General features: G+C 41.5%; 24 protein-coding genes. 16 read left to right on the forward strand and 8 right to left on the reverse strand.

The annotated features are described in order from the left end of the window. Window positions 1-76 precede the first annotated feature (76 nt). Window positions 77-688, forward strand: a complete 612-nt coding sequence (locus ACINWC323_RS08055; protein ID WP_009512712.1) for a CDP-alcohol phosphatidyltransferase family protein — start codon at window positions 77-79, stop codon at window positions 686-688. Here the strand turns inward: ACINWC323_RS08055 and ACINWC323_RS08050 are convergent. Together ACINWC323_RS08050 and rpiA are read right to left on the reverse strand one after the other, a co-directional pair. Further along, complete coding sequence (locus ACINWC323_RS08050; protein WP_009512826.1) at window positions 685-1,380, reverse strand: M48 family metallopeptidase; 696 nt, start codon at window positions 1,378-1,380, stop codon at window positions 685-687. The genes ACINWC323_RS08055 and ACINWC323_RS08050 overlap by 4 nt on opposite strands. Continuing rightward, window positions 1,380-2,051: a ribose-5-phosphate isomerase RpiA gene (gene rpiA, locus ACINWC323_RS08045; RefSeq protein WP_009512766.1), complete on the reverse strand. Its 672-nt coding sequence runs from the start codon at window positions 2,049-2,051 to the stop codon at window positions 1,380-1,382. Before rpiA ends, ACINWC323_RS08050 begins: the two co-directional genes overlap by 1 nt. Window positions 2,052-2,155: 104 nt before the next feature. Here rpiA and ilvA point away from each other — a divergent pair, with 104 nt between their 5' ends. The 3 genes from ilvA (at window position 2,156) to ACINWC323_RS08030 (ending at window position 5,839) form a co-directional block, all read left to right on the forward strand. Continuing rightward, a complete protein-coding gene (gene ilvA, locus ACINWC323_RS08040; RefSeq protein ID WP_009512876.1) occupies window positions 2,156-3,694 on the forward strand; it encodes a threonine ammonia-lyase, biosynthetic in 1,539 nt (512 codons plus the stop codon). Window positions 3,695-3,849: 155 nt separating this feature from the next. Then, window positions 3,850-4,500, forward strand: a complete 651-nt coding sequence (locus ACINWC323_RS08035; RefSeq protein ID WP_009512521.1) for a potassium channel family protein — start codon at window positions 3,850-3,852, stop codon at window positions 4,498-4,500. Between the two features lies 1 nt (window position 4,501). Beyond that, window positions 4,502-5,839, forward strand: a complete 1,338-nt coding sequence (locus ACINWC323_RS08030; RefSeq protein WP_005230730.1) for a TrkH family potassium uptake protein — start codon at window positions 4,502-4,504, stop codon at window positions 5,837-5,839. On the opposite strand, the gene ACINWC323_RS08025 is transcribed toward ACINWC323_RS08030, so the two are convergent. Genes ACINWC323_RS08025 through ACINWC323_RS08015 form a run of 3 tightly spaced genes read right to left on the reverse strand, consistent with a single transcriptional unit; the run spans window position 5,827 to window position 10,481 of the window. Continuing rightward, window positions 5,827-6,354, reverse strand: a complete 528-nt coding sequence (locus ACINWC323_RS08025; protein ID WP_009512767.1) for a cysteine peptidase family C39 domain-containing protein — start codon at window positions 6,352-6,354, stop codon at window positions 5,827-5,829. The two genes, ACINWC323_RS08030 and ACINWC323_RS08025, sit on opposite strands and share 13 nt — an antisense overlap. After that, window positions 6,355-7,521, reverse strand: a complete 1,167-nt coding sequence (locus ACINWC323_RS08020; protein ID WP_009512941.1) for a phospholipase A — start codon at window positions 7,519-7,521, stop codon at window positions 6,355-6,357. Between the two features lie 20 nt (window positions 7,522-7,541). Further along, window positions 7,542-10,481, reverse strand: a complete 2,940-nt coding sequence (locus ACINWC323_RS08015; protein WP_009512594.1) for an insulinase family protein — start codon at window positions 10,479-10,481, stop codon at window positions 7,542-7,544. A gap of 431 nt (window positions 10,482-10,912) precedes the next feature. Here ACINWC323_RS08015 and ACINWC323_RS08010 point away from each other — a divergent pair, with 431 nt between their 5' ends. The 11 genes from ACINWC323_RS08010 to ACINWC323_RS07960 all read left to right on the forward strand — a co-directional run bounded on the left by ACINWC323_RS08010 (window position 10,913) and on the right by ACINWC323_RS07960 (window position 19,174). Continuing rightward, window positions 10,913-11,926: an adenosine kinase gene (locus ACINWC323_RS08010; protein ID WP_032881542.1), complete on the forward strand. Its 1,014-nt coding sequence runs from the start codon at window positions 10,913-10,915 to the stop codon at window positions 11,924-11,926. Window positions 11,927-11,942: 16 nt separating this feature from the next. Beyond that, entirely contained in the window at window positions 11,943-12,248 is a 306-nt protein-coding gene (locus ACINWC323_RS08005) for a Rieske (2Fe-2S) protein (protein WP_104021878.1), read from the forward strand. Window positions 12,249-12,270: 22 nt separating this feature from the next. After that, entirely contained in the window at window positions 12,271-12,882 is a 612-nt protein-coding gene (locus tag ACINWC323_RS08000; protein WP_005230735.1) for an OB-fold-containig protein, read from the forward strand. Window positions 12,883-13,436: 554 nt separating this feature from the next. Beyond that, window positions 13,437-13,628, forward strand: coding sequence for a cytochrome oxidase putative small subunit CydP (gene cydP, locus ACINWC323_RS07995; protein ID WP_009512933.1), 192 nt, complete (start codon window positions 13,437-13,439; stop codon window positions 13,626-13,628). Then, window positions 13,628-15,205, forward strand: a complete 1,578-nt coding sequence (locus ACINWC323_RS07990; protein ID WP_005230736.1) for a cytochrome ubiquinol oxidase subunit I — start codon at window positions 13,628-13,630, stop codon at window positions 15,203-15,205. Before cydP ends, ACINWC323_RS07990 begins: the two co-directional genes overlap by 1 nt. Then, window positions 15,202-16,347: a cytochrome d ubiquinol oxidase subunit II gene (gene cydB / locus ACINWC323_RS07985; protein ID WP_009512526.1), complete on the forward strand. Its 1,146-nt coding sequence runs from the start codon at window positions 15,202-15,204 to the stop codon at window positions 16,345-16,347. The genes ACINWC323_RS07990 and cydB overlap by 4 nt, the downstream gene beginning before the upstream one ends. Before the next feature lie 14 nt (window positions 16,348-16,361). Next, window positions 16,362-16,463 carry a cytochrome bd-I oxidase subunit CydX gene (cydX, locus tag ACINWC323_RS19790; RefSeq protein ID WP_000270276.1) on the forward strand — a complete coding sequence of 34 codons (102 nt, stop codon included), beginning with the start codon at window positions 16,362-16,364 and terminating at the stop codon, window positions 16,461-16,463. A 4-nt stretch (window positions 16,464-16,467) separates the two neighbouring features. Further along, the gene (locus ACINWC323_RS07975; protein ID WP_005257841.1) at window positions 16,468-16,764 is read left to right on the forward strand and encodes a cyd operon YbgE family protein; all 297 of its coding nucleotides are present in this window, start codon (window positions 16,468-16,470) and stop codon (window positions 16,762-16,764) included. A gap of 202 nt (window positions 16,765-16,966) precedes the next feature. Further along, a complete protein-coding gene (locus ACINWC323_RS07970; protein ID WP_005286138.1) occupies window positions 16,967-17,224 on the forward strand; it encodes a hypothetical protein in 258 nt (85 codons plus the stop codon). 1 nt (window position 17,225) lies between these two features. Continuing rightward, window positions 17,226-17,513, forward strand: a complete 288-nt coding sequence (locus tag ACINWC323_RS07965) for a hypothetical protein (RefSeq protein WP_005286141.1) — start codon at window positions 17,226-17,228, stop codon at window positions 17,511-17,513. A gap of 2 nt (window positions 17,514-17,515) precedes the next feature. Beyond that, window positions 17,516-19,174, forward strand: a complete 1,659-nt coding sequence (locus ACINWC323_RS07960; RefSeq protein ID WP_032881543.1) for a PepSY-associated TM helix domain-containing protein — start codon at window positions 17,516-17,518, stop codon at window positions 19,172-19,174. 93 nt (window positions 19,175-19,267) lie between these two features. On the opposite strand, the gene ACINWC323_RS07955 is transcribed toward ACINWC323_RS07960, so the two are convergent. Then, window positions 19,268-19,957 (reverse strand): YccT family protein, encoded by a 690-nt coding sequence (locus ACINWC323_RS07955; RefSeq protein ID WP_009512556.1) that lies wholly within the window; start codon window positions 19,955-19,957, stop codon window positions 19,268-19,270. 1,172 nt (window positions 19,958-21,129) lie between these two features. Continuing rightward, window positions 21,130-21,591: a hypothetical protein gene (locus ACINWC323_RS0119105; protein WP_032881544.1), complete on the reverse strand. Its 462-nt coding sequence runs from the start codon at window positions 21,589-21,591 to the stop codon at window positions 21,130-21,132. A 422-nt stretch (window positions 21,592-22,013) separates the two neighbouring features. Between ACINWC323_RS0119105 and ACINWC323_RS07950 the strand changes: the two genes are divergently transcribed. Further along, window positions 22,014-22,502 carry a pyridoxamine 5'-phosphate oxidase family protein gene (locus ACINWC323_RS07950; protein ID WP_005286161.1) on the forward strand — a complete coding sequence of 163 codons (489 nt, stop codon included), beginning with the start codon at window positions 22,014-22,016 and terminating at the stop codon, window positions 22,500-22,502. A gap of 211 nt (window positions 22,503-22,713) precedes the next feature. Here the strand turns inward: ACINWC323_RS07950 and ACINWC323_RS07945 are convergent, their stop codons facing one another. Then, window positions 22,714-23,310 carry a nitroreductase family protein gene (locus tag ACINWC323_RS07945; RefSeq protein WP_005230755.1) on the reverse strand — a complete coding sequence of 199 codons (597 nt, stop codon included), beginning with the start codon at window positions 23,308-23,310 and terminating at the stop codon, window positions 22,714-22,716. Window positions 23,311-23,438: the final 128 nt, after the last annotated feature.

The following is a 23,438-nucleotide window of genomic DNA, read 5'->3' on the forward strand; positions in this document are numbered from 1 at the left end:
TGAAAGCGATCATGTTAAAATTCTTTCATTTATCCAAATGCTATACTCAAAATAATTATGTTATTTCAATTTATTCATGTCTTTAAAATATCAAATTCCGACCTTGCTGGTTTATTCCAGAGTCATACTCGGTTTTCTCATCGTCGCAGTGACTTTATTTCAACCTGAATTTTATCCAATCTATACCGTTATTTTTCTTAGCCTTGGTCTGCTTAGCGATATCTTTGACGGCATGCTTGCCCGGCATCTCGGGGTTTCAACTGAACGCTTACGCCGACTTGATTCTAATGTTGATCAAATCTTTTTTATTTGTGCAATCGTTTCAATTTACCTGCAACAGCCGGCTTTTTTCCAACAACATCTCTATCCAATCATTATTTTAGTTGCATCTGAAATGGCGATTTATGTGGTGAGTTTCATTAAATTTTGCAAAGAAGTTGCCACCCATAGTTTCGGTGCCAAAATCTGGACTTTATTTTTATTTTCACTGTTGGTACAAGTGACTCTAACAGGACAATCCCACGTTCTATTTCTGATTGTGTTCTGGTTAGGAATTCTGACCCGTGCGGAAATCATTGCCATCATCCTTGTGCTGAAACACTGGCAGAATGATGTTCCAAACCTTAAACAGGCTTGGCGTATCCGAAAAGGTTTAGCTGTGCAACATAACCGCTTTTTTAACGGTTAGTCCTTTTTATAGTACCAGCTCGGCAATTGAATTTGCTTCAGTTGCTGACGATGGATCAGATAATTTGGATCATATTTGGCAACTTCATTCCAGAACGCCGCACTATGATCAAAATGTCTGGTATGTGCCAATTCGTGTACACAAACCGCCCTGACATTGTGTTCAGGCATCAGCGCCAATGCGGCACTGAGCATAATGTCATGTTTGGAGCTACAACTGCCCCAACGGGTTTTCGGATTCCGAATACTACAGGATTGATAAGCCAAGCCGATTTCCTGACCAACCTGATCCAGATACTCAGGTAAAAATTGCTTGGCATAGGCCATGACAGCCGCCTGTAACGCTTTCTCCGATGCCGTATTTCGTATAAAGATGGTTTGTTGTTCCCAATCAAACTTAAAAATATGTCGTTGTGATCGTCGAATGATCTGAAACGGTTGGGAATGAAAAAATAATGAAAGTTGCTCGGGAAAATCTAGGTTGTGATTAAATTGTTTTTGTTGTCTGACCCAGGTTTCAACCAGCCATTGCTCAGAATTATTTAAAAACTGCTGGATCTGTTTTTTACTGCAAAATAGTGGAACCGTTAAACGAATACCTGTAGGCTCCACACGCAAGCGCAGATTTCTCGCCCTTGCATGTCGAACCACTTTAATTTCAGGTAATAAGGTTTCTAAGGAAACTGCCTGCATTATTGTGCAGTACGCTCTTCGATACCATTATTGGTTGCAACAATCGCAATACTCGCTGCATTGAGTGCAAAGATACCGTTCGTGACCACACCTGGAATATCGTTAATGGTTTTTTCCAGCTCAAGCGCATTGAGAATGTTTAAATTAAATACATCCAGAATCACGTTACCGTTATCTGTTACCACACCTTCACGGTAAACCGGATCACCGCCTAAAGCGACGATTTTACGTGCTACAGCAGAACGTGCCATTGGAATCACTTCAACAGGCAACGGAAAATCACGGCCTAACTGATCGACCCATTTTGAATCATCAACGATACATACAAATTTCTTTGCGATCGACGCAACGATTTTTTCGCGGGTTAAGGCAGCACCACCACCTTTAATCATATGCATATGACGATCAATTTCATCAGCACCATCTACGTAGGCATCCAGACCACCCACAGAGTTCATATCAACCACTTCGATGCCGAGCTTCTGCAAACGCTCTGCTGTTGCATTCGAACTGGCAACTGCCGCCTCTAATTGCAATTCAGGCAATAAATCAATTAAAAAATTAACGGTACTTCCTGTTCCTACGCCCAAAATGCCGCCTTTAGGCAAATGTTTCAAAGCTGCTTTTGCCGCAGCTTGTTTTTTTTCATCTTGGGTTGCATATAGACTCATGACTTCACTCAACTATTTTGACATTTGCTGCAAGAAAACAGCGCAAATGCACGGGGGTTTGCTACAATGATCGTCTATTTTAAACTGTTATAGGGAAGAAGAACATGCTGTCTCGTGTGGTACGACAAATTTTACAAGCAACGGTTTATGATGTTGCAATTGAAACACCGCTTGAAGCAGCTCCACGAATTAGTCAGAAAATTAATAATAACATTCGATTTAAACGTGAAGATTTACAACCTGTGTTCTCTTTCAAACTTCGCGGTGCTTATAACCGCATTAGCCAGTTACCTAAAGATCAGCTTGAGCGTGGTGTGATTTGTGCATCCGCAGGTAACCATGCGCAAGGCGTAGCGTTATCTGGGAAAAAATTAGGTATTCATGCCATTATTGTGATGCCAAGCACCACACCGGATATTAAAGTTCAAGCCGTCAAAAGTCTGGGTGGCCAAGTGGTGCTACATGGCGATAGCTTCGACGTTGCCAATAAATATGCCAAACAACGTGCAGAAGATGAAGGACTGGTTTTCATCCCGCCTTATGACGATGAGCTGGTGATTGCCGGTCAAGGCACCATTGCCAATGAATTACTGCGTCAATGGCGAGATGTTGAATATGTATTTGTAGCTGTGGGCGGCGGTGGATTGATTGCAGGTGTTGCAGCCTATCTCGGTGAAGTCGCGCCACACGTTAAAGTCATCGGTGTTGAATACGAAGAATCAGCATGTTTAAAAGCGGCACTCGAATCCAATGAACGCGTGGTATTGCCGCATGTAGGTCTATTTGCTGACGGTACAGCGGTCGCTCAAATTGGTGAATTACCTTTTGATGTGATCCGTTTACGTAAATCGGATAATTCAGGCCCAATCGTTGAACCTGATATCGTAACGGTTGATACAGATGAAATCTGTGCTGCCATTAAAGATACCTATGATGAAAATCGTAGTATTGTCGAACCGTCCGGTGCAATGGCCTTGGCTGGCATCAAGAAATATGTTGCAGAGCATCAATTGACCGGTAAAAACATGGTCTCGATTGTATGTGGCGCCAACATGAACTTTGACCGTTTACGTTATATCGCAGAACGTACCGAGCTAGGTGAACGCCGTGAAGCCATTTATGCCGTGACGATTCCTGAACAAAAAGGTGCATTCCTCAACTTCTGTCGCGCATTGCAAGGTCGTAACATTACTGAGTTTAACTATCGCGCGAGCTCAAGCAATCTGGCTCAGGTCTTTGTCGGCATCAGCCTCAAAGGTGGTGAAGCTGAGCGTCATGAAATTCACAACATGCTGAAACAGCAATATGAAGTCGATGATCTGTCTGATGATGAAGTGGCAAAACTGCATATCCGTTATCTGATTGGCGGTCATGCCAATATTGAAAATGAGCGTTTGTTCCGTGTTGAGTTCCCGGAACGTCCAGGTGCACTACTCACCTTCCTTGAGCGCTTAGGGCCAACTCATAATATTACCCTATTCCATTACCGTAATCATGGTGCAGCAGAAGGTCGTGTACTGGTCGGTCTGGAAGCCACGGATGCCAAACAGAATCCAGATGGGTTGATTGAAACACTGGAACAGATCACTTATCCATATGCCGAAATCAGTAACAATATTGGTTATCAGCGTTTCCTTAAATAAGCAGTTTAATGACTTAAAGCCGGCTTGATGTCGGCTTTATTTTTTCGTCCCTGTTGATGGGTTGCGCGACAACAACACAAAATCATTACAAACGGAAAATCATTCCATTTTAAAATGAACAAAAAGACATTTTTATCATTTAGTTAAGGACAGTTATGGCACAGTTTGCAGTTATTGGTTTAGGCAGTTTTGGGGCAACTGTTGCGTTAGAACTCACCCAACTGAAACATGATGTCATCGGGATCGATACCATCAAACGCAATGTGGAAAATTTGGCAGACCGTATTACGCATGCAGTGATTGCCGATGCTACAGATGAGTATGTTCTGGAAGAACTGAATATCCAAAATTGCGATGCCGTGGTCGTTGCCATTGGAGAAGATATTGAGGCCAGCATTCTTTGCGTACTCAACCTGAAAAATTTAGGTGTTGAAAAGATTCTAGTCAAAGCCAAAACCAAGGCCCATCATACGATTCTTTCCCATTTAAATGTCAGTAAGATTATTCATCCAGAAGAAGACATGGGGGTTCGTGTTGCTCAGGCATTGAACTATCCAATGGTAAGCCGCTATATGGCACTGGATGACGATCATTATATTGTCAAAGTTCCAGTCAATGAAAAGCTCAATAATGTCAATTTATCGGGGATTTTGAAGCAAGAGCCCAATATCAAACTGTTATTACTTAAACGCGACCAGCAGATTTTTTATGACACTGATCCAAATTTCACCTTAAAAACAGATGATGTGCTGATTTTAGAAGGCTCGCTTAGTCACCTCAGAAAACTTTCAGGATGTTTTGCATAACATGGCATTGAAAATAAACTCCCAAAAAATTTTCAACCTGAGCCCGCCTTCTTTGCTGGCCATTGGTTTTTTAAGTTTTATTGTCATCGGCACATTATTATTGAAACTCCCGATTGCCAACAAAGGCAACGTGAGCTGGATGGATGCCTTATTTACTGCGACATCAGCGGTGACCATTACCGGTTTATCCGTAGTGAATCTAAATGAGTCATTCAATCATTTTGGGCAGTTTATTATTCTGTTATTGATCCAATCCGGTGGCTTGGGCTTTATGACCTTCGCCATACTGGCAGCGTTAAGCCTAGCACCCAAGTTAGGTCTTAAACAGCAAATGATGGCACAGGACAGCCTTGGCCAAACCAGCCTATCTAAAGTCACCTTTGTCGCCAAAGGCGTGGTGTTATATACCCTACTGTTTGAGCTGATTGGTGTTGTGATCTTAACCGCCTCGTTTGCACCGATGTACGGATTTGCCCGCGGGCTTTATTACGCTATCTTTTACAGCGTGTCTGCCTTTAATAATGCTGGCTTTTCCCTATTCGACAACAGTCTGATTAATTTCCAGAGCCATTACCTGATCTGTTTAACCATTAGCCTGCTGTATACCTTAGGCGGGATTGGTTTTCTGGTTCTGATCGATGTTAAACAGAACAAACGCTGGAGCAAACTGACACCAAACAGCAAACTGATCCTGAGTACCATCGCGATTCTGAATCTGGTCGCATTTATCCTGATCTGGTTATTAGAATCCAATAATCCGCTAACACTCGGCTCGATGAGCTTAGGTGAACAAGCCATGAATGCCTGGTTTCAGGCCACCGTTCCTCGATCTTCTGGGTTTAATACCATTGATACTGGCGCAATGGAACATAGTACAGCCTTGCTGACCATGTTATTGATGTTTATTGGGGGTGGCTCTCTGAGTACCGCAGGCGGGATCAAGGTGGGTACGTTTGTGATCCTGTTGCTGTGCGTGCTTTCTTTTTTACGGCGTAACGAAGAAATCCGAATCTTTAATCATTCCGTTTCAGCAGAAACAACCTATAAAGCTCTGGCTGTGACGGCAATTACAGGCATGCTGGTGTTTGTCGGTTGTTTTATCATTTTCCTGCTTGAACCAAAGCTGGATGTGCTCGACCTGATGTTTGAAGTGGTTTCTGCCGCCTGTACTGTCGGTTTATCACGTGGCGCCACAAGCCAGTTACATGACGGCAGTTTGTTTGTACTGAGTCTATTGATGTTTACAGGTCGACTGGGACCTTTAACCCTTGCCTATTTGATTGCAACACCGAAAAAGAGCCGTTTAAAACACGCCAATGCCAATATTCAGATTGGATAAGCATGAGTAGGCTGCTCAATTACGATCACTTGCTGGCAGATGCCATGAGCTTGGCGTTGTTGCTCGAATACAGCTTTAGACATCACATCAAAATGATCACAGAAACTGACTTCCTGTTGATCAATTGAATACAGCAAGGACTGATTACCCACTCCTTGCAAGGTGTCGTAAAACACAATCACAAAATAACCACGTTCAAAAGCATGCTGAATTTCAGCATAGGTTAAGGCAGCCTCAACAGGAATTCCGAGACGCTGTGCCTCAACATAATACTGCTTTTCATGTTTATCGATATTGGGATCAGGCGCCGTATAAAATGAAACGCTATAACCTAATTTCGTCATAGCTACAGCCAGCGCAATCGTGAATGTGCCATCTATACGATCATGACCACACAGCTGGATCAGGTCAGCAATATCAATATGAGTTTGATATTGCTTTAAGATCAGCCATAGGGCAAACACCCCACAATTTGCTTCAAGCTGTAATAAGGGTTCTGGAATATGTAAACTCATTTAATACCAGTTCATCAATGAAACACCCAAGCCCGCATAGGTTGCACGATGGTTGTAATCAATCAGACTTTCACCATAACCGTCAAATAGTTGCAAATGACCACGCAACTTCCCTGTGATCGGGAATGCCCAGTCAAACTGCACCGCACCGTGTGAACGATCACCACCTTTTAAGGAGTGACGCAACATCAGAGAAAAGTCGTTATCGCCCTTCCGGTAAAATGCAGTTAAATCGCCACGGCCAATATAATCTTTAATATCCGGGTTATTGTCATCTTTAGCATCTTCTTCAACGCGATACCAAGGACGCAACATAAGTGCAAAGTTATCTTTTTCAAAACCAAGATTAAAAATCACACGGTTCCAGCTCCGCGATAACGGATCAGAACGGCCATTGGACTGGTGATTCAAGGTCACTCCAAGCAAGCGCGCATTCAGACCCAAAATTTCATAATTGGTTCTAAACATCAAGCTGGCTTCAGGCTCGTAATTGGTCTCACGGAAAGGTCGCGACTCATCCGAATTATAGACTTGCCAGCGTGAGGACTGGGTATAGCCTAACCAGAGGTCACCGTTATCGCCAAAGATATTTTCCCAGGCCTTGGTCTTGAATGAGATCTGAAACTTGGCTTCACTCGAAGTGAGTTCTTGCTTGTCTTTGACCGTATTTTCAGGATTTGGACTACTCGGAAATTCATTTTTGTCGCTGGTCCAGAATACAGGCAACAAATACACAGGTTGATAGGCACGGATATTCCATGTACCCAACTTGCTGTCTTCTGAGAGTTCCCAACGGCGATCCAGCAAAGAGACATTTGGGTCAAACTTTGGCGCAGCGCCCAGAATATGCAGATCACTCACCTTCTGAACCACTTTTTCCTTTAAAGATTCAGGTTGAGCTCTCGCCGTACTGGCTGCAGCCGGTGCGGCCGCCACAGCGACCGCGGGTTCTGGCGCCTGCAGTTGTGACTGGATCACCACCGGTGCCTTAAAAAGTGCATCATAACATGCCAGACGCTCAGCATTTGAAGCCAAGGCCACACACGCATCCGCGGTTGCAGGACTGGCAGGTGCAGTCGCTTCCGCGTGTGCCAGCGATGTAGTCAAGCCAAGTATCGTCAGGACACTTAACTCCAGATAACTACGCTCAAAAGATTTGAACGCCATAGATTTCTCCAATTTTTCTTTTAATTGACTTGCTTGATGCTAAACCCAAGTTTCTGCAATTCTTCACGTTTCGCAAATGGCGCAACCACTGCTTTTACAGGTTTTTGAGCCAATAAGTACTGTTTGGCAACGCGTTGTAAATCGTCCAAATTCACGTTTAATAAACGTTCACGCAAAATCTTGCGGAATTTTGGTGTACGTGCATGCAGTAATGCATAACATGCTGTAATCGCTTCACCCGCTGGAGAACCTGGTTTATCCATACTTGCGACTAAGCCCAGAATCGCTTCTTCAAGTTGGTGCGGCTGTTGCTCGGTATTGATTAACCATTGCACACTGGCTTCAAAATCATTAAACGTTTCAGCTAAGCGTGGATCACGGTAGCTATAGAAACGGAACGAACATGCGTTACCATCATAGCTTGCACCACCGCCATAGGCACCGCCTTTTTCACGAATGGCACTATGCAGGAAACCATTGCGTAAATAGGCAGCCAACACCATCAACGGTGCTGCATCCGGATGCGCCACATCTACCGCCTGATAGGCTGACGCGCAGAATTGAACATTGGCTTGAATCAACCAAGCTTCATCGTCTGAAGTATTGACCTGTTCAACTGACGTTAAACTCACAGGTGCCTGATCAACAGCCAGTTTGTCCCAGACATTTTGCACTTCTTCCACCAAACGGTCTGATTGATGTTCTTCACAGACCAATAAGAATTGTTTAGGCGCTTGTAGTAACTTGCGGTGAATGGCCTGTAACTCGCCAATCAATGCTTGATAAGCAGTATCATCCTGATCAATTTTGGTCACCAAGTCACTGAGCCAGTTTAATGCGCCTAAACCTGTGTTGTGATAATCACGGCGCGCCAAGGCACTCATTTGTCGAGAAGCAGCCTGCATTGCATAGCTATGACCAGAGCCAGACAAACGTGACTGCCAACGCGTTTTACGCTGCTGTAATAATTCAATAATGCGATCTTTCTCATCGAAACGGAGCTGCTCAAAAGCAAGTTTCAATAATTGAATGGCATCCAGTTTTTGGGTCAGCGATTTAGTGGTTAAAGTAAGCCATGCACTGATCCGGTCTTTGTCGTCGACCTTACTACGCAAAGAAGCGCCCATGCCTAAACCGCCACTGACGGCTGTCTGAATCTGCTGGAATTCAAGATAATCATATTCACCAGCACCGACCTCACCCATCAGGATAGACAGCAAGTTGAAGTAAGGTGACTGAACAATCTCATCCGGAATCTGAATCAATACCTGTTGATAGTAAATCCCATTGGTGCCTGCATGGTATAAATTTAATGGCGTATCCAGACCATTACAGATAATCTCACGCAACTGGCCTTGAACAATCTGCAACTCGGCCGGGACATCTTCCAGACCGACTTTTGGTAGTAGCTCAAGGTTGTCAGGGGTGTCCTGACGCTGTTTTAATGCTGCGGTTTTTGCTTCAATCTCGATTTTCTGTGCATCGGTTAAAGTTGCAGTAATTTCAGCCAGTCGCGCCTGTTCTGCCTGTTGCTCTTTCACCGATTTGGTTGCATCCGGAACCAAGGTCATTTGTACACGGTGCGGGTTATCCAGCAAATGAGTCTGAATCAGGTTTGATAACCACATCGGGTCTTTCAACTCTTCTTTGACTTGTTCAATCGCAGAATCCACATCCCAGACATGCACCGGATCACTATGGTGAATGGCACTACCCAATCCATTTAAGATCAGGCTTAAACCGTACGGCGTACCATCACCATTAATTTCACGTTGATGTAATTCAATTTGATGCAGGATGGCATCGACAAAATCAGTATCAACCGGCTTGGAAGCCACCTCTTTCAGAATATCCAGAATGCCATGTTTAAAGGTTTCTGCATGTTCAGCATTTGAACCTTGCACCCCGCAATAGAAGGTCATTTCAAAGTTGCTGTCATCAACGCCCATTAAAGGACCTGTTGATTGTGCATAACCACAGGTTTCCAAATAGTGACGTAATGGCGAAGCCGAATTCTCTAATAGAATCCCTTCGACCAAACGCATCCCTAGGCGTAGTTTGGTATCACTGGTTTCTGGCAACAACCATGACATCACATGATAAGTTTTATCTTTTAGGTCTTCACTATCAACCGCATAGCTTTCAGTCACTTCGACCGGAGCCGTTAAACGCTTCTCAGGTTTTGAGTATAAGGTCGTGCCTTGAGAGAATTTGTGTAATGCCAGCATCTCAAACTGTTCTTGCAGGTCATAGGCGCTTTGGTTACCAAAGGTCATGAATACGGCATTACTTGGGTGATAATGGGTTTTATAGAAATCAACCAGTTGCTCATAGCTTAAATCTGGAATGTCTTTCGGATCACCACCAGAGTTATAGTGATAAGTTGTTTCAGGGAACAAATGGTGCGCAAGTTGATGATAGAGCTGATCGGTTGGAGAGCTCATCGCGCCTTTCATTTCATTAAAGACCACACCTTTGTAAACCGCCTGATCATTTTCCAGCTCGATACGGATTCCTTCTTGAGCAAAGTCTAAAGGGTTCAGATTGGCAGCAAAAGCGGCATCTAAATAAACAGACAGTAAGTTTTGAAAATCTTTTTTGTTTTGGGTTGCAAAAGGATAAGCGGTCCAGTCTGCCGCAGTAAAAGCATTCATGAAAGTATTCAGCGAACGGCGGATCATCAGGAAAAACGGATCGCGTACCGGAAACTTCTCGGAACCACATAATGCGGTATGCTCTAAAATATGTGCCGTTCCTTTTGAATCCATGGGCTGGGTTCTAAATGCCACCAGGAATACATTTTCATCATGATTGGTGGCCAAATGATAGTGAACTGCACCAGTTACTTTATGCTTATATTCTGAAACTTGAATATCGAGTGCTTCTACATGGTGTTGACGTAATAGCTGAAACGCGGGATGAATAGTTTGGGTAATGCTTTCAGTAACATCTACAGTCATGTGATCTCCAATTTATCTCTATTAAATCATTACGATTGATTATAGAGAGTCTACCGAAGAATACGTATCGATATCCATGTAAATTACTCTATTTTTGTAGAAAAATGCAGCGCCTAAGCGAAAACAACATTTCCTCAAATCTTCTAGAAATTACCCTATGCTATTCCAACAGATTGATCACCCTGACTTTAAATAGGAATCAGCGGCTGGTGCAGTATCTGTGAACAGATTAAGTCACTCAAAATAAGCCTTTATTTATGATTGGCTCTACTCCTAGAAAGATAGATCGGTTCTCTTGACCCCAATATTGCTCATCTGGTCATCTTGATTTGTCTGTAATGCCACGATTTGCTGAATTTTCTTCAACAAACTATTGTAATCCTGAGCATTGGTGTAAACTTTGCTTTTTGATTTTTACTGTGATGACAAACATGGCAACTGTTGATCTTTTTGCAATTGGTAATGCACTCATTGACCAGGAATTTAAGGTTTCAAATGAGTTTCTAACGCAACAAGGATTGCCAAAAGGCACAATGCATTTGGCCGATGGCGAAACACAGGCAAATTTATATCAAAAATTACAAGCGACCCAAAGCTATAAAGGCCAAGCCAGTGGCGGTTCGGCAGCGAATACTAGCGTTGCTTTTAGTGCTTTAGGCGGTACTGCATTTTATGGTTGCCGTGTAGGTAACGATGAACTTGGCTCAATCTATTTAAGCGGTTTAAACGAAGCAGGTATCCAAACAGCCACCCAATCTATCAGTGAAGGCGTAACAGGCACCTGTATGGTGCTGATTAGCCCGGATTCTGAACGCACCATGCAAACTTATCTCGGTATTACTGCTGAACTGACCGCAGAACAGATTGACTTTGAACCGTTAAAAACAGCGAAATGGCTCTATATCGAAGGTTATTTATCGACCAGTGACTCGGCACGCATCGCCGTAAAGCAGGCACGCGCCCTGGCCAAAGCACACGGTGTTAAAATTGCCCTGTCGCTTTCTGATCCTGCAATGGTGCAATATGCTCGTTCAGGTTTAGAAGATCTTCTGGATGAGGGTGTGGACCTGCTGTTCTGTAACGAACAGGAAGCACTGATGTTCACCGAGACAGAAAATCTTGAAGCTGCAATTGAAATGCTGAAATTAAAAAACCAGCAGCTTGTGATCACGCAAGGTGCCAAAGGTGCAGTGATTGTAGATGCAGCCCATCAGTTCCATGTCAATGGCCGTGCAGTGGAAGCCGTCGATACTAACGGCGCGGGCGATGCATTCTCAGGTGCGTTCCTGTATGCAATTAATGCAGGTTTAAGCTTGGAAGCTGCCGCTCAACTTGCTATTTTAATCTCTAGCGAAGTTGTAGCACAATTTGGTCCACGTCTAAGTGTCGAAAACTACGCAGAACTTTTAGAACAATTTAAAAAAGCTCAACAGGAATGTGCTTAACATGGAAAAGATTTGCATGACTGAAGAAGTCCCGGAGCGTGAGTCTCGTGCATACGATACAATGAAAGGGACCACCATTTTCATTACTCAAAAAGATGGCAGTTTTTATGCCTATCAGAATGTTTGCCCGCATTTGCAAACAGAACTTGAGTTTTTGGAAAACCAGTTTCTGGATCAGGATCGCGAATATATCCAGTGTTCTACTCACGGTGCATTATTTTCTGTCGAGACAGGTGAATGTATTTCAGGTCCCTGTCTGGGTGAATTTCTTGAAAAAGTAAATCTGGAAGTGCACTCGGATGGTGGTATCTATATTGATTGATGCTTAAATCATGAATTCTGCAATGACTGAGTTTTTTCTCAACTACTACCTGATGCCATTTCATATGAGCGTCGTGGCTTTAATTGTGCTCAGCATTGCAGAAACCATTGGAATCTTTATCGGTTTACGTCCGAGTCATCTGGTGAAGAAACTGACACCGGAATGGTTACTGCACTCACCTTTGCTGGATGTAAAGTTTTCCAAATACCTGATTTTTGTTTTCTTACTGATTAACTTTAGTTTTGCAGGCTATTTTCTGGAATTGTCGTTCTTTGCCTTACAGCATTACTTTATTTCACCCTATTATTTATTTGTTCCTGCGCTGGTCATCGACATCTTCTTTACCGTGTTTATGATTCACTGTCTGGATCAGGTCATTAAACCCAAAGTCATCCATACCCATACCAATCTGGTGGGCCGGCTCGCAACGATCTCAACAGGTAATGCCCGTCCAGGTTTTTCAGCTCAGGCGCGTGTTCGTGATGAATTCGGACAACTGTATTATGTACAGGTTGAACCCGAATACGGCGAACTTGAATTGCAGTCACAAGTGTTGCTGATCAGTCAAAAATCAAATTCGCACTATCTTGCCAAGAAGATTTCGCTTTCCAATAATCTGTTTACTCCAGACTAATACTTCCCCAATAACGTTTAAAACGAACTTTAAGCGCAAACCAAACACATTGTTACAAAACTACACAATAAAAAGTTTAGATTTATACCTTCCATTTTTAAATGATTCGTGATCTAGAAATCCCCAAAAAACAAAAGTGATGTTTATCACATTTTTGCAAACAAATCCAAGCTAAATACTAGGTTTTATGAAAATGAGATCGTAAAAATATTTTAAATCGATAACTAAAACGATAAGCCTATGTATATATTATATATTTTATATTCATACCATTTTAGTTGGTTTAAATTTTATTTAATTTATTTTAAATCATAGCTTTTTAATCAGGTTTAATATTATAAATACAACTGTTTTAATCAGATTTAAAATTTAATTCCAATTATTTTAGTTGGTTAAATTAAATATTTTAATTTTTTATAAAAAATAAATATAAGTTATTGTTTTTAATATCTTATTTAAAATAAATTATTTTAAAATCCTTAAAGGTTTATTTTTAATACTTTTTATTTAATAATGTTTTACATCTTTTAAAAATGTGTATGAGGCTAAGTTCTATGAACACGAGTTCTCAAGATCCAAATCGGCGGCTCATCCGAGAAATCACGCTTATTCTTATTATTAAAGTTGCACTTCTCTTGGTGATTAAACACATCTGGTTTGACGCCCCTACGATTCCAAAAGATTTTAACAATGAAGTTGCCGAGCGTATTGCTGGTGACATGTCTAAAACTCAGGAGACACGTTGATGATTTCTGAAAGCGTGGTCGATCTTTCGCGGTTCCAATTTGCAATGACCGCAATGTATCACTTTCTTTTCGTCCCTCTTACTTTAGGTCTGGCTTTTATCCTTGCCATTATGGAAACCACCTATGTGATTTCTGGCAAGGAAATCTATAAGGACATGACCAAATTCTGGGGAAAACTCTTCGGGATTAACTTTGCCTTAGGTGTAACCACTGGTCTGACCATGGAATTCCAGTTTGGTACCAACTGGGCCTATTATTCTCACTATGTCGGCGATATTTTCGGTGCCCCGCTTGCCATTGAAGGTTTGATGGCCTTCTTCCTTGAATCCACCTTTATCGGTTTGTTCTTTTTTGGCTGGGATCGCCTGTCTAAAGTCCAGCATTTAGGTGTGACTTGGCTGGTTGCAATTGGCTCGAATATGTCTGCCTTGTGGATTCTGATCGCCAATGGTTGGATGCAAAACCCGGTCGGTGCTGCATTTAACTACGAAACCATGCGTATGGAACTGGTGGACTTCGGTGCGTTGATCTTCAACCCGGTTGCTCAGGTGAAGTTTGTGCATACCGTTTCAGCAGGTTATGTCACAGGTGCGATCTTCGTCCTTGCGATCTCGAGCTACTACCTATTAAAGAAACGTGACTTACCGTTTGCACGTCGTTCATTCGCGATTGCTGCCATCTTCGGTTTAGCGTCAACACTTTCTGTGATTTTGCTTGGTGATGAATCAGGCTATGAACTCGGTGATGTTCAAAAAACCAAACTTGCTGCAATCGAAGCTGAATGGCATACCGAACCGGCACCTGCTGCATTTACCTTATTTGGTCTCCCAAATCAGCAGGAAATGCGTACCGATTATGCGATTAAAATTCCTTATGTGATGGGGATTATTGCTACGCGTTCTACAGACAAAGAAGTGACTGGTTTACGTGACTTGATGAAAGAACATGAAGTGCGTATCCGTAACGGTATGGTGGCTTATAGCGAGTTAGAAAAACTGCGTGCGGGTGACCGTTCTCCAGACTTACTGGCTTCATTTGAGAAAAATCAGAAAGACTTAGGTTATGGCCTACTCTTGAAAAAATATTCTCCAAATGTGGTTGATGCAACTGAAGAACATATCCAAGCCGCGACCAAAGATACTATTCCAAATGTCGCTGCTCTGTTCTTCTCATTCCGTGCGATGGTGGCTTCTGGCTTCCTGATGTTATTGCTCTTCCTTTTAGCAACCTGGTCCGTGGCAAAACGTAATGCCGAAGATAAACCTTGGTTACTTAAATTTGCTTTGTTTGCTCTCCCGCTCCCATGGATTGCAGCTCAAACAGGTTGGTATGTAGCTGAAGGCGGACGTCAACCGTGGTCAATTGGTGAAATCTTACCAACACACCTGTCTGCTTCAAGTATCAGTACAGGCGATGTATGGGGTTCAATTATTGCGCTGGCTGCGTTCTATACCGTACTGCTGATTATCGAAATGTACTTAATGATCAAATTTGCGCGTCTAGGACCAAGCTCGTTACATACAGGTAAATATCACTTCGAAAAACTCGAAGCAAAAGCTGGGGAGGCTCAGTCATGATCGAATATGAACTCCTAAAAATTATCTGGTGGGTACTGGTTGGTGTTCTGCTGATTGGCTTTGCCCTCACCGACGGTTTCGATATGGGCTCAATGGCACTCATGCCATTCGTAGGTAAAACCGATTCTGAACGCCGTGCTGCAATCAATACGATTGCCCCACACTGGGACGGTAACCAAGTCTGGTTCATTACCGCTGGTGGTGCGCTATTTGCAGCCTGGCCAATGGTTTATGCCGTCGCCTTCTCAGGCATGTACTGGGCCTTGCTTCTGGTTCTATTTGCCCTGTTCCTGCGACCTGTCGGCTTCGACTATCGCTCTAAATTAGAGAATACCCAATGGCGTACTTCTTGGGATTGGGGGCTATGTATCGGTGGTGCAGTGCCTGCACTGGTGTTTGGTGTGGCATTCGGCAACTTGTTCCTCGGTGTACCCTTCAGCCTGGATGACACCTTACGTTCACAATATACCGGTAGCTTCTTTGCCCTATTAAATCCCTTTGCACTGATTTGCGGTATTGTCAGCTTATCGATGCTATGTGCACACGGTGGCGCCTGGTTGATGCTACGTACCGATGGCGATTTACATAATCGTTCTGCCAAGGCAACTCAAATCATGGCAATTGCCTTCCTTGTATGCTTCTTGGCTGCTGGTGCCTGGTTATTCTTCGGCAATATCTCTGGTTATAGCTATGCGACTGCGGTGAATACCAATGCTGCGCTGAATCCGCTTGCCAAAGAAGTGGTGACCAATGCCAATCATGGTTGGTTCAATAACTATGCCACCTATCCGATTACGATGGCTGCACCTATTGCTGCAATTTTAGGTGCACTATTGGTCATCATTAGTGCAGGCAAATATAAAGCGGCTGCAAGTTTTACAGGCACAAGCTTGATGATTGTCGGTGCGATCCTGACTGCCGGCTTTGCATTATTTCCGTTCTTGTTACCATCAAGCATTGATCCAACATCAAGCTTGACCATGTGGGATGCTGTTTCCAGTCATAAAACCCTCGGGGTAATGACGGTTGCTGCATGTATCTTCGTACCTCTCATTTTGATCTATACCTCTTGGTCGTATTACAAAATGTGGGGCGTCATCACCAACAAACACATTGAAGAAAATTCACATAGTTTGTACTAATCAGGAGATGTGACATGTGGTATTTTGCATGGATTCTAGGCATTTTGATGGCATGTTTTGCAGGTGTGCTCAGTGCACTGTATATCGAACACCATCAAAATTTAGATGAGGAATAATAAAATGGCTGAAGCAATGACAACACCGAAGAATCGTAAAGCGCAAGTGCTTGCAATGACCATTTCGTTTTTGTTGGCATTGCCCCTTGCTGCTATTTTACTGGTCCATCCATCGCTGATGCTGGATGCTAACGGACACTATAATCATAGCCTGCTGATGCTGGTAATGATTGGAATCTCTGGTGGCTTCGTGCATGGGGTTGGTTTTGTGCCAAGATTCTGGTTATGGAAATGGTTATTTAGCCCTTATATCGCCTGGCCTTTGATGGTTCTCGGGTACTTTATCTGGTTAGGCCAGTAAGTTATTTTCCATTACTGTATCTTTTAAAAAAAGGCTGCCAGATCTGGTGGCCTTTTTTAATTTAGACCGTCAATAAAATTCTTATGAAGTAGCCTGATAAATTGCTCTTTGTTAGTACGATCTTAATAAATTTCTATATAAGCTCTAATTCTGTTAAAATTTAAATAAGAATTATTATCATTCCTATTTGCAGATTTTACCTATGTCTTTAAAACTACTCGGAATCATAATTTCGCTTCTATCCTGTCTGGGTCTTTATCTCAGCCATCCCAATCAGATTTTCTTAAAAACCCAACTGGGTCGTTATTCTTTTTATATAGCCCTCATCGGTTTATTGCTCGGTTTAAGCATGTTGCTTTATGCGTTGCCTTTACTCGTGGCAATCTTGATCTGGCTTGCAATTGCGACACTGGTCTGGTCGTTCGCACCTCTGCTGATGCTCATGAGAAGGTCGAAGTGAAATGAATCTACTCAAACAAAAACTTCAACCAGACTGGTGGACAAAAACGCTTACGGGTTGTTTTCTTGGCTTGAGCTTTGCGATGGCGATCGGTGCAATCATTGTTCTACTCAGTAAATCTCATACAGATTCTTCCCTAGCCCCTCAGTTAGGCATGTGGTCGATCCCGTGGTTCTGGCTATTTAGTTTCTTTATGGCCTATTTCATCCCGAAAGGTTGGCAAAGTATTGTGATTTTCAGCATTGCGAATGTGCTTGCTTATGCCCTGTTGTTTTGGTTGAGAGGTTAAAAATGAAAGTTCGCGCAGATATCATTAAAACAGGTAAAAATCTTCATACATGGGTCGGAGTCAGCGCCGGTATTCTTCTCTTCATCTGCTTTTTTGCTGGTGGACTAACCATGTTTCAGCACCAGCTGAGCCAATGGGCAACGCCTCCTCAACAAAAACTAGCGGCCATTCAACCTAACCAATATAACCAGCTCGTTGCACAGGTACAGGCACAATATCCAGAGACAAAGCAAGCCTTTACCCTGAGTTTTAGCTCACCAGAAGGCCATAATGCACCGATTCAATGGCAAGCAGCACATGAGCCAGCGGAAGATCATCATGGAGTTGATATCGCTCAAACCAGTATGTTGGCAACACTCGATGCCAATGGTCAGTTGATTGCACAACAAGAGAATGTATCTAAATTAGGTTGGCTGATTGAACAACTCCATGAAACCGCAGGTATTCCCGGCATGATGGGACATCATACTACTGGTGTTATGGTGATGGGTGTGGTTGCAGTTCTCTACTTTCTTGCAATCATGTCCGGTCTGATCGTGTTATTGCCGACATTGATCAAAGATTATTTTGCGATCCGCCCAGGTAAAAATAAGAAACGTTTTTGGTTGGATACCCATAATGTCATTGGCATCACCAGCTTACCTTTTCATATCATTATCAGTGTTACCGTCGTTGTTTTTGCCTTTCATGATATTTTCTATAGTGCACTTAGCCAGCTGGTCTCAAAAGACAAACCACTTTTTGAACGACCGCCTGCGGTAAAAATTGTTGATCCAGCTCCACAGCTCGATGTAGAAAAGATTTTGCAGAATATACAGAAAGTTGCCCCTGAGTATCGCATTGATGGTATCCGTTTCAACCAGCTGGATCATCCTGAACGGGCCTCTGCATTCGTTGCACTGTATCATCCGGATCGGATGCTACGGGGTGATACTTTTGATTATATGAATTTTAATCCTTATCAAGATTCACCTTATGCAACTAAAACCCTCTCAACAGAAGAAAGCACGGCTGCGTCACTGATCCGTTCTATGTTCGCACTGCACTTTGGTAATTATGGTGGCGAACCCATTCGCTGGATTTATTTAATCTTTGGTTTAGGTGGGGCTTATTTATTTTATTCTGGCAATATCCTGTGGATTGAAACCCGCTTAAGGAAACAGAAAAATCCTAAACTGCCCGCTCCACAACAACGTAAGGATGTGATGTTTATAGCTAATCTTACGATCGGTGCGTGTCTAGGTTGTATACTGGCAATATGTGTGAGCATGCTGGCTGGACGTTGGGCTTACGTCATCCCAATGCAATTACAAAGTCATAACCATGTATTTATGTATAGCTACTATTTTGTATTTACTGCTTGTATTTTATACAGTTTTCTTATTGGCGCAGCCAAAGCATTAGCTCAACTCTTCTTTGCCATTGCGGTAATTTTATTGCTGATTCCATCCACCTCTATTCTCGCTTACCTATTTCCTATTCAAGGGTTATGGTATTCAACAGGATATTTAATCTGGATAGATATTGTTGCGATATGCTTCTCTTTACTGTTTTTACGCTTTTACCAACAAGCCAGAGATCGAGCACAAAGTGCACCAAATGGTTCGATCTGGTCTACTCAAAAACCAGAGCATGCAGTTCTGACAGAAAATCAGGTTTAACGTACTGCTAGATATTAAGAAAGAAACACTCTAATTATTTTTTAGAGACATAAAAAAGCCGATGAGATCATCGGCCTTTTATGGATATGAAATTTAGTTGCTTTGACCAGCTAACCATGCCATGAATTTTTGACGTTCAGCCTTAGATGCTTTTTGCCATAAATCTGCCATTTGCTGATCGGTCGTCTTTGCTGTTCCCGTTGGGACTGTCGTTGTGACTGCAACCGGCGCAGAGGCAACAACCGCTGCTTGTGAAGTAGCTCCTGAATAAACAGGTGCTGGCTGGTTTACAGCATTGTTTTTATTCTTTTGCGTTAAATCCAGGGTACGGCTTAGGAAATTATTTCCTGTAAACCAAGGTTGCGCTTCATTGTTCGCACCGGTTTGTTGTACTACAAGTTTTTTATTTTGATCATATAAAGCAACTGTGGGTTGATCAGCATATTTTTTGGCAGCATCAAAGTCTTTTGGTGCATTTACAAGTGCCAGACTATAAGACTGATTATCCTGCAGGTTAGGTGCCTGAAGCGTAACCACACCGGATTTAACGATGTCATGTTCACCATTCAAATGCTCGAAATATTCACGATAACGCACATTGACCAGCAAATTACCAGGATCGACCTGATAATTATTTTTCTTTGAAGGAATTAATACATTGTTTACTTCCTGACCATTTACAGCAAGAATCACGATTTCTTCAGGTGCAGTGATTGTGACTGCTGAAAAAACTAAACTACTTGATAATAACCCTAAAGCAGCAACACCAACTCTTAAAGACATTAGACTCTTCTCGTTATAAACAATTTATGAAACCGTATGCACTATGCAATGCGATTATGACGATTTTATGACAAAAATTAAAACTGTCTATTGCAACAATTTAGCTTTTTTTCAGATATCTACAGCACAAAATCAACATAAGCCAATAAATTGATTTAAGCTATTATTTATAAAGAGAAATATTACATGATTTAAAAATGCCTACAAAATCTTTCTGCAATTTTTCACATAAGTGACCTAGCCTTTGATTTTGCTAAAGTTCAAACAAGTATCACCGCGATTAAAGGTTTATTCCAATAAGCTTTGTTCTATTGTTATGAATGTGATCGAAAAAACATTTCAAGCCTTTTAAATCATCATATCTCAGCAACAGGATCAACCTTGCAATGTGGGCGTCTAAAAACGCCAGACATCACTTTTGCCAGATTAAATCTCAGTTCGGGCTTACAACATAAAATAAACATATCAGTACTGCGAGCATAATGCTTGCAACCACCAAATAGAAATCTACCGTATTAAAGCTTTTTAAAAACTTAAAAATATTCATAATTATCAACCTCTTTTTATTAAAATTTTTATATCAGATTGGATGTAACACTTTACAATAAGTTTGTAATTAGAGTGTTTCAATTGTTACTAATAGGTAAATAAAACTGTGTAATTATATCTAAATCAAAAAAAATCCAGCATAAAAAACCACCCACAGGTGGCTAAAGACAGACTTTGATAGTTAATTGGGGTTAATAAAATAAAAATATACAATCAACATCAGCAACACAATACTTGCCAGTGTTAGATAAAATCCTGTTGTATTAAAGCTTTTTAAAAATTTGATAATATTCATACTTTTCAACCCCTTGAAAAGTAAATTAAAGTAACACAAAAAGTTAGATTTTTAACCTATTTTTTTACCAAATAGTAAAAAATAATTGTTCAACCTTCAAGCTCACCTGCACTGCTTTTATAAAATAATTTCACCTATACAAAATTGATTCTCAACGAGATCAGCCACGCATGAGAATTGATCTTTTCATCAGCTTATTTATCAAGAGTACATTAATCCGCCTATAAAAATAGCGATACTCGACGACATGAGAGGTCGCTTCTTAGAGAGCAAAGATGTGGATAGTACAATAAACTGCCTACCCCATCTTTAAGACACGGGGAACTTTTTAATCTCCGATAGGAATCGTTAATTTAAGCTGGTCACTTCGATGCGCTATAGGCGAAGGATTGTATTTTACAATTTTCTGTTGATAGTCCCGATTTGAAATTACTCCTCTATTACGGGCTTTTGCTAATGAACTGAGTTGTTGACCATTTCCATGCGCATCTAAAGCCCCATAATGTCTATGCTCCAGATAATACTGGGCTCTATCATGCGGACTCATGTTAGCGGTATTTGCTTGAATTTCGTGTAAATTCTCTAAATCTTGAGTGCGCTGATTGATCTGATCCTGTTCTTGCTGTTTCAATGACTCAAAAAAATCGACCTGCTGATCGTTTTTGAGCTCCAATTGGGTGTCCTCCTTCTGCAACACCAATATAGACTGAGGCTTAGCCAATAAATCATCAGCACTAAACACCGAACCAGAAGCAACCGTACTTATAGAAAGAATTAGTATTTTTTTCAAAAAAGCCACCCATTAAAAAAACAAATAAAGACAAGTGTATATTTTACACTTTTCACATAATTATTTCAAATTTAGCATTATAAAACAAAAACTTATAATTAAACCCACAAATCATAACCAGTTATAAAAATGACCAGGACTCAGCAATTCCAGCTTCCCAATCTCATACTTTTCAAGGGAATTAATTCACGCGTTGATGTTTGTGCCCAAGCTCAACTCTCCTGGGCTTAATTATCTTTTGACACTTTTTAAGCCATTTTTCTAAAAGATATTGAGATCATTCGATTTAAATATTTTTTAATAATTTCATTAACAGGAAAACAGCATTTCTAGCTGGATAAAACAAATAGCGCACAAACCGAAACCCTTAACCCTTTTATTTTCAGGGATATTGAAAAAACAAACTTTAGGAGAATTTCGTCATGAACAACCTGAATAGTGAATATCAAGAATTAAATCAGCTACTTAAAGGCATTAAATTTGCCATGATCACGTTTATTACTGAAAAAGGTCATTTGCATTCAGCACCAATGACCACACAGGATACTGATTTTGATGGAGTGGTCTGGTTTTTAGGCTCTAAAAGTTCTGAGCTTGTAAAAAGTATTCCTCAAAACAATCAAGTCAATTTAGGCTATAGCAATATATCAAATAATGACTACGTCTCGATTAATGGTGTGGCTGAGTGTGTAAATGACCCTGCAAAGCTGGATGAAATATGGTCTTCGGCTTATGAGGCATTCTTTGAGCAGGGTAAAACCGATCCTGACATTCAACTGCTTCGTGTGAACTGTAATGGAGCCCAATACTGGAAAGGTTCAGGTAAGATAGCGACCCTTTTTAAACTGGCTAAAGCTTCGGTCACAGGTGAATCGGAACAATTGGGCACAACCAAAAGCATTTCCCTGTAAGTTGCTTGTGTTTATTCAAGACAGGCTTCATTTAGTCATACATTCAGCATGTAATAACCTGTACTTCATTTTAACTGTTAGACCTCTTATACTTCACGTAGAAATGATGTCTAGGCTATCCATTAGGATATACAGGTTAAATGCAATCTGCATATTTTATGCAAATAAAAAAAGAGCACCTTGAGTGCTCTTTTTACTGCGCAGTCTTTACTTAGTTAAAAGTTTTGAAACGTGCTGCATCATCCATATATGTTTTTTCACCCGCAGCAGCTTCGATAGAACCGAATACCAACTGAGCGCGTAATTTCCAGTTCGCAGGAATATCAAATGTTTCTGCAACTTCAGCATCAATAATTGGATTGTAATGTTGTAATGACGCACCAACACCAATTTCAGATAAAGCAGTCCAAGTGGCAAACTGTGCAATCGCACTTGAATGTTCTGACCATACCGGGAAGTTATCTGCATATAACGCAAATTGTTCTTGTAAACCTTTCACAACATCTTGGTCTTCATAGAATAATGCTGTACCAAAGCCTGCTGCAAAGCTATCAATTTTCGCACTTGTATTAGCGAAAGCTTCTGCTGGAACCATTTTACGTAATGTTTCGCGTACGATTTCCCAGAACTTAGTATGAGATTCACCATATAAAGTCACAACACGAGAAGTTTGTGAGTTAAATGATGACGGGCTTTGTTTTACAGCTTCACGGATCGTTTCTTCAATTGTGGCTTGGTCTACGGTCAGGTTTTTACCAATTGCATAAATTGTACGACGTGATTTAATACTATTTAAGAAGTTGCTCATGTTGTTATTCCTACCTTGTGCCCTGGGGCGTTATCTTGGATTGAATGTAGTGTATAACGACATATTTTTTAGGAATAGTCTAAAAAATATGACAGATCGTTTTATTTTTGAAACAATTAAAATCCTGT

The organism is Acinetobacter sp. WC-323, from assembly GCF_000314615.1.
GTDB lineage: Bacteria > Pseudomonadota > Gammaproteobacteria > Pseudomonadales > Moraxellaceae > Acinetobacter > Acinetobacter courvalinii.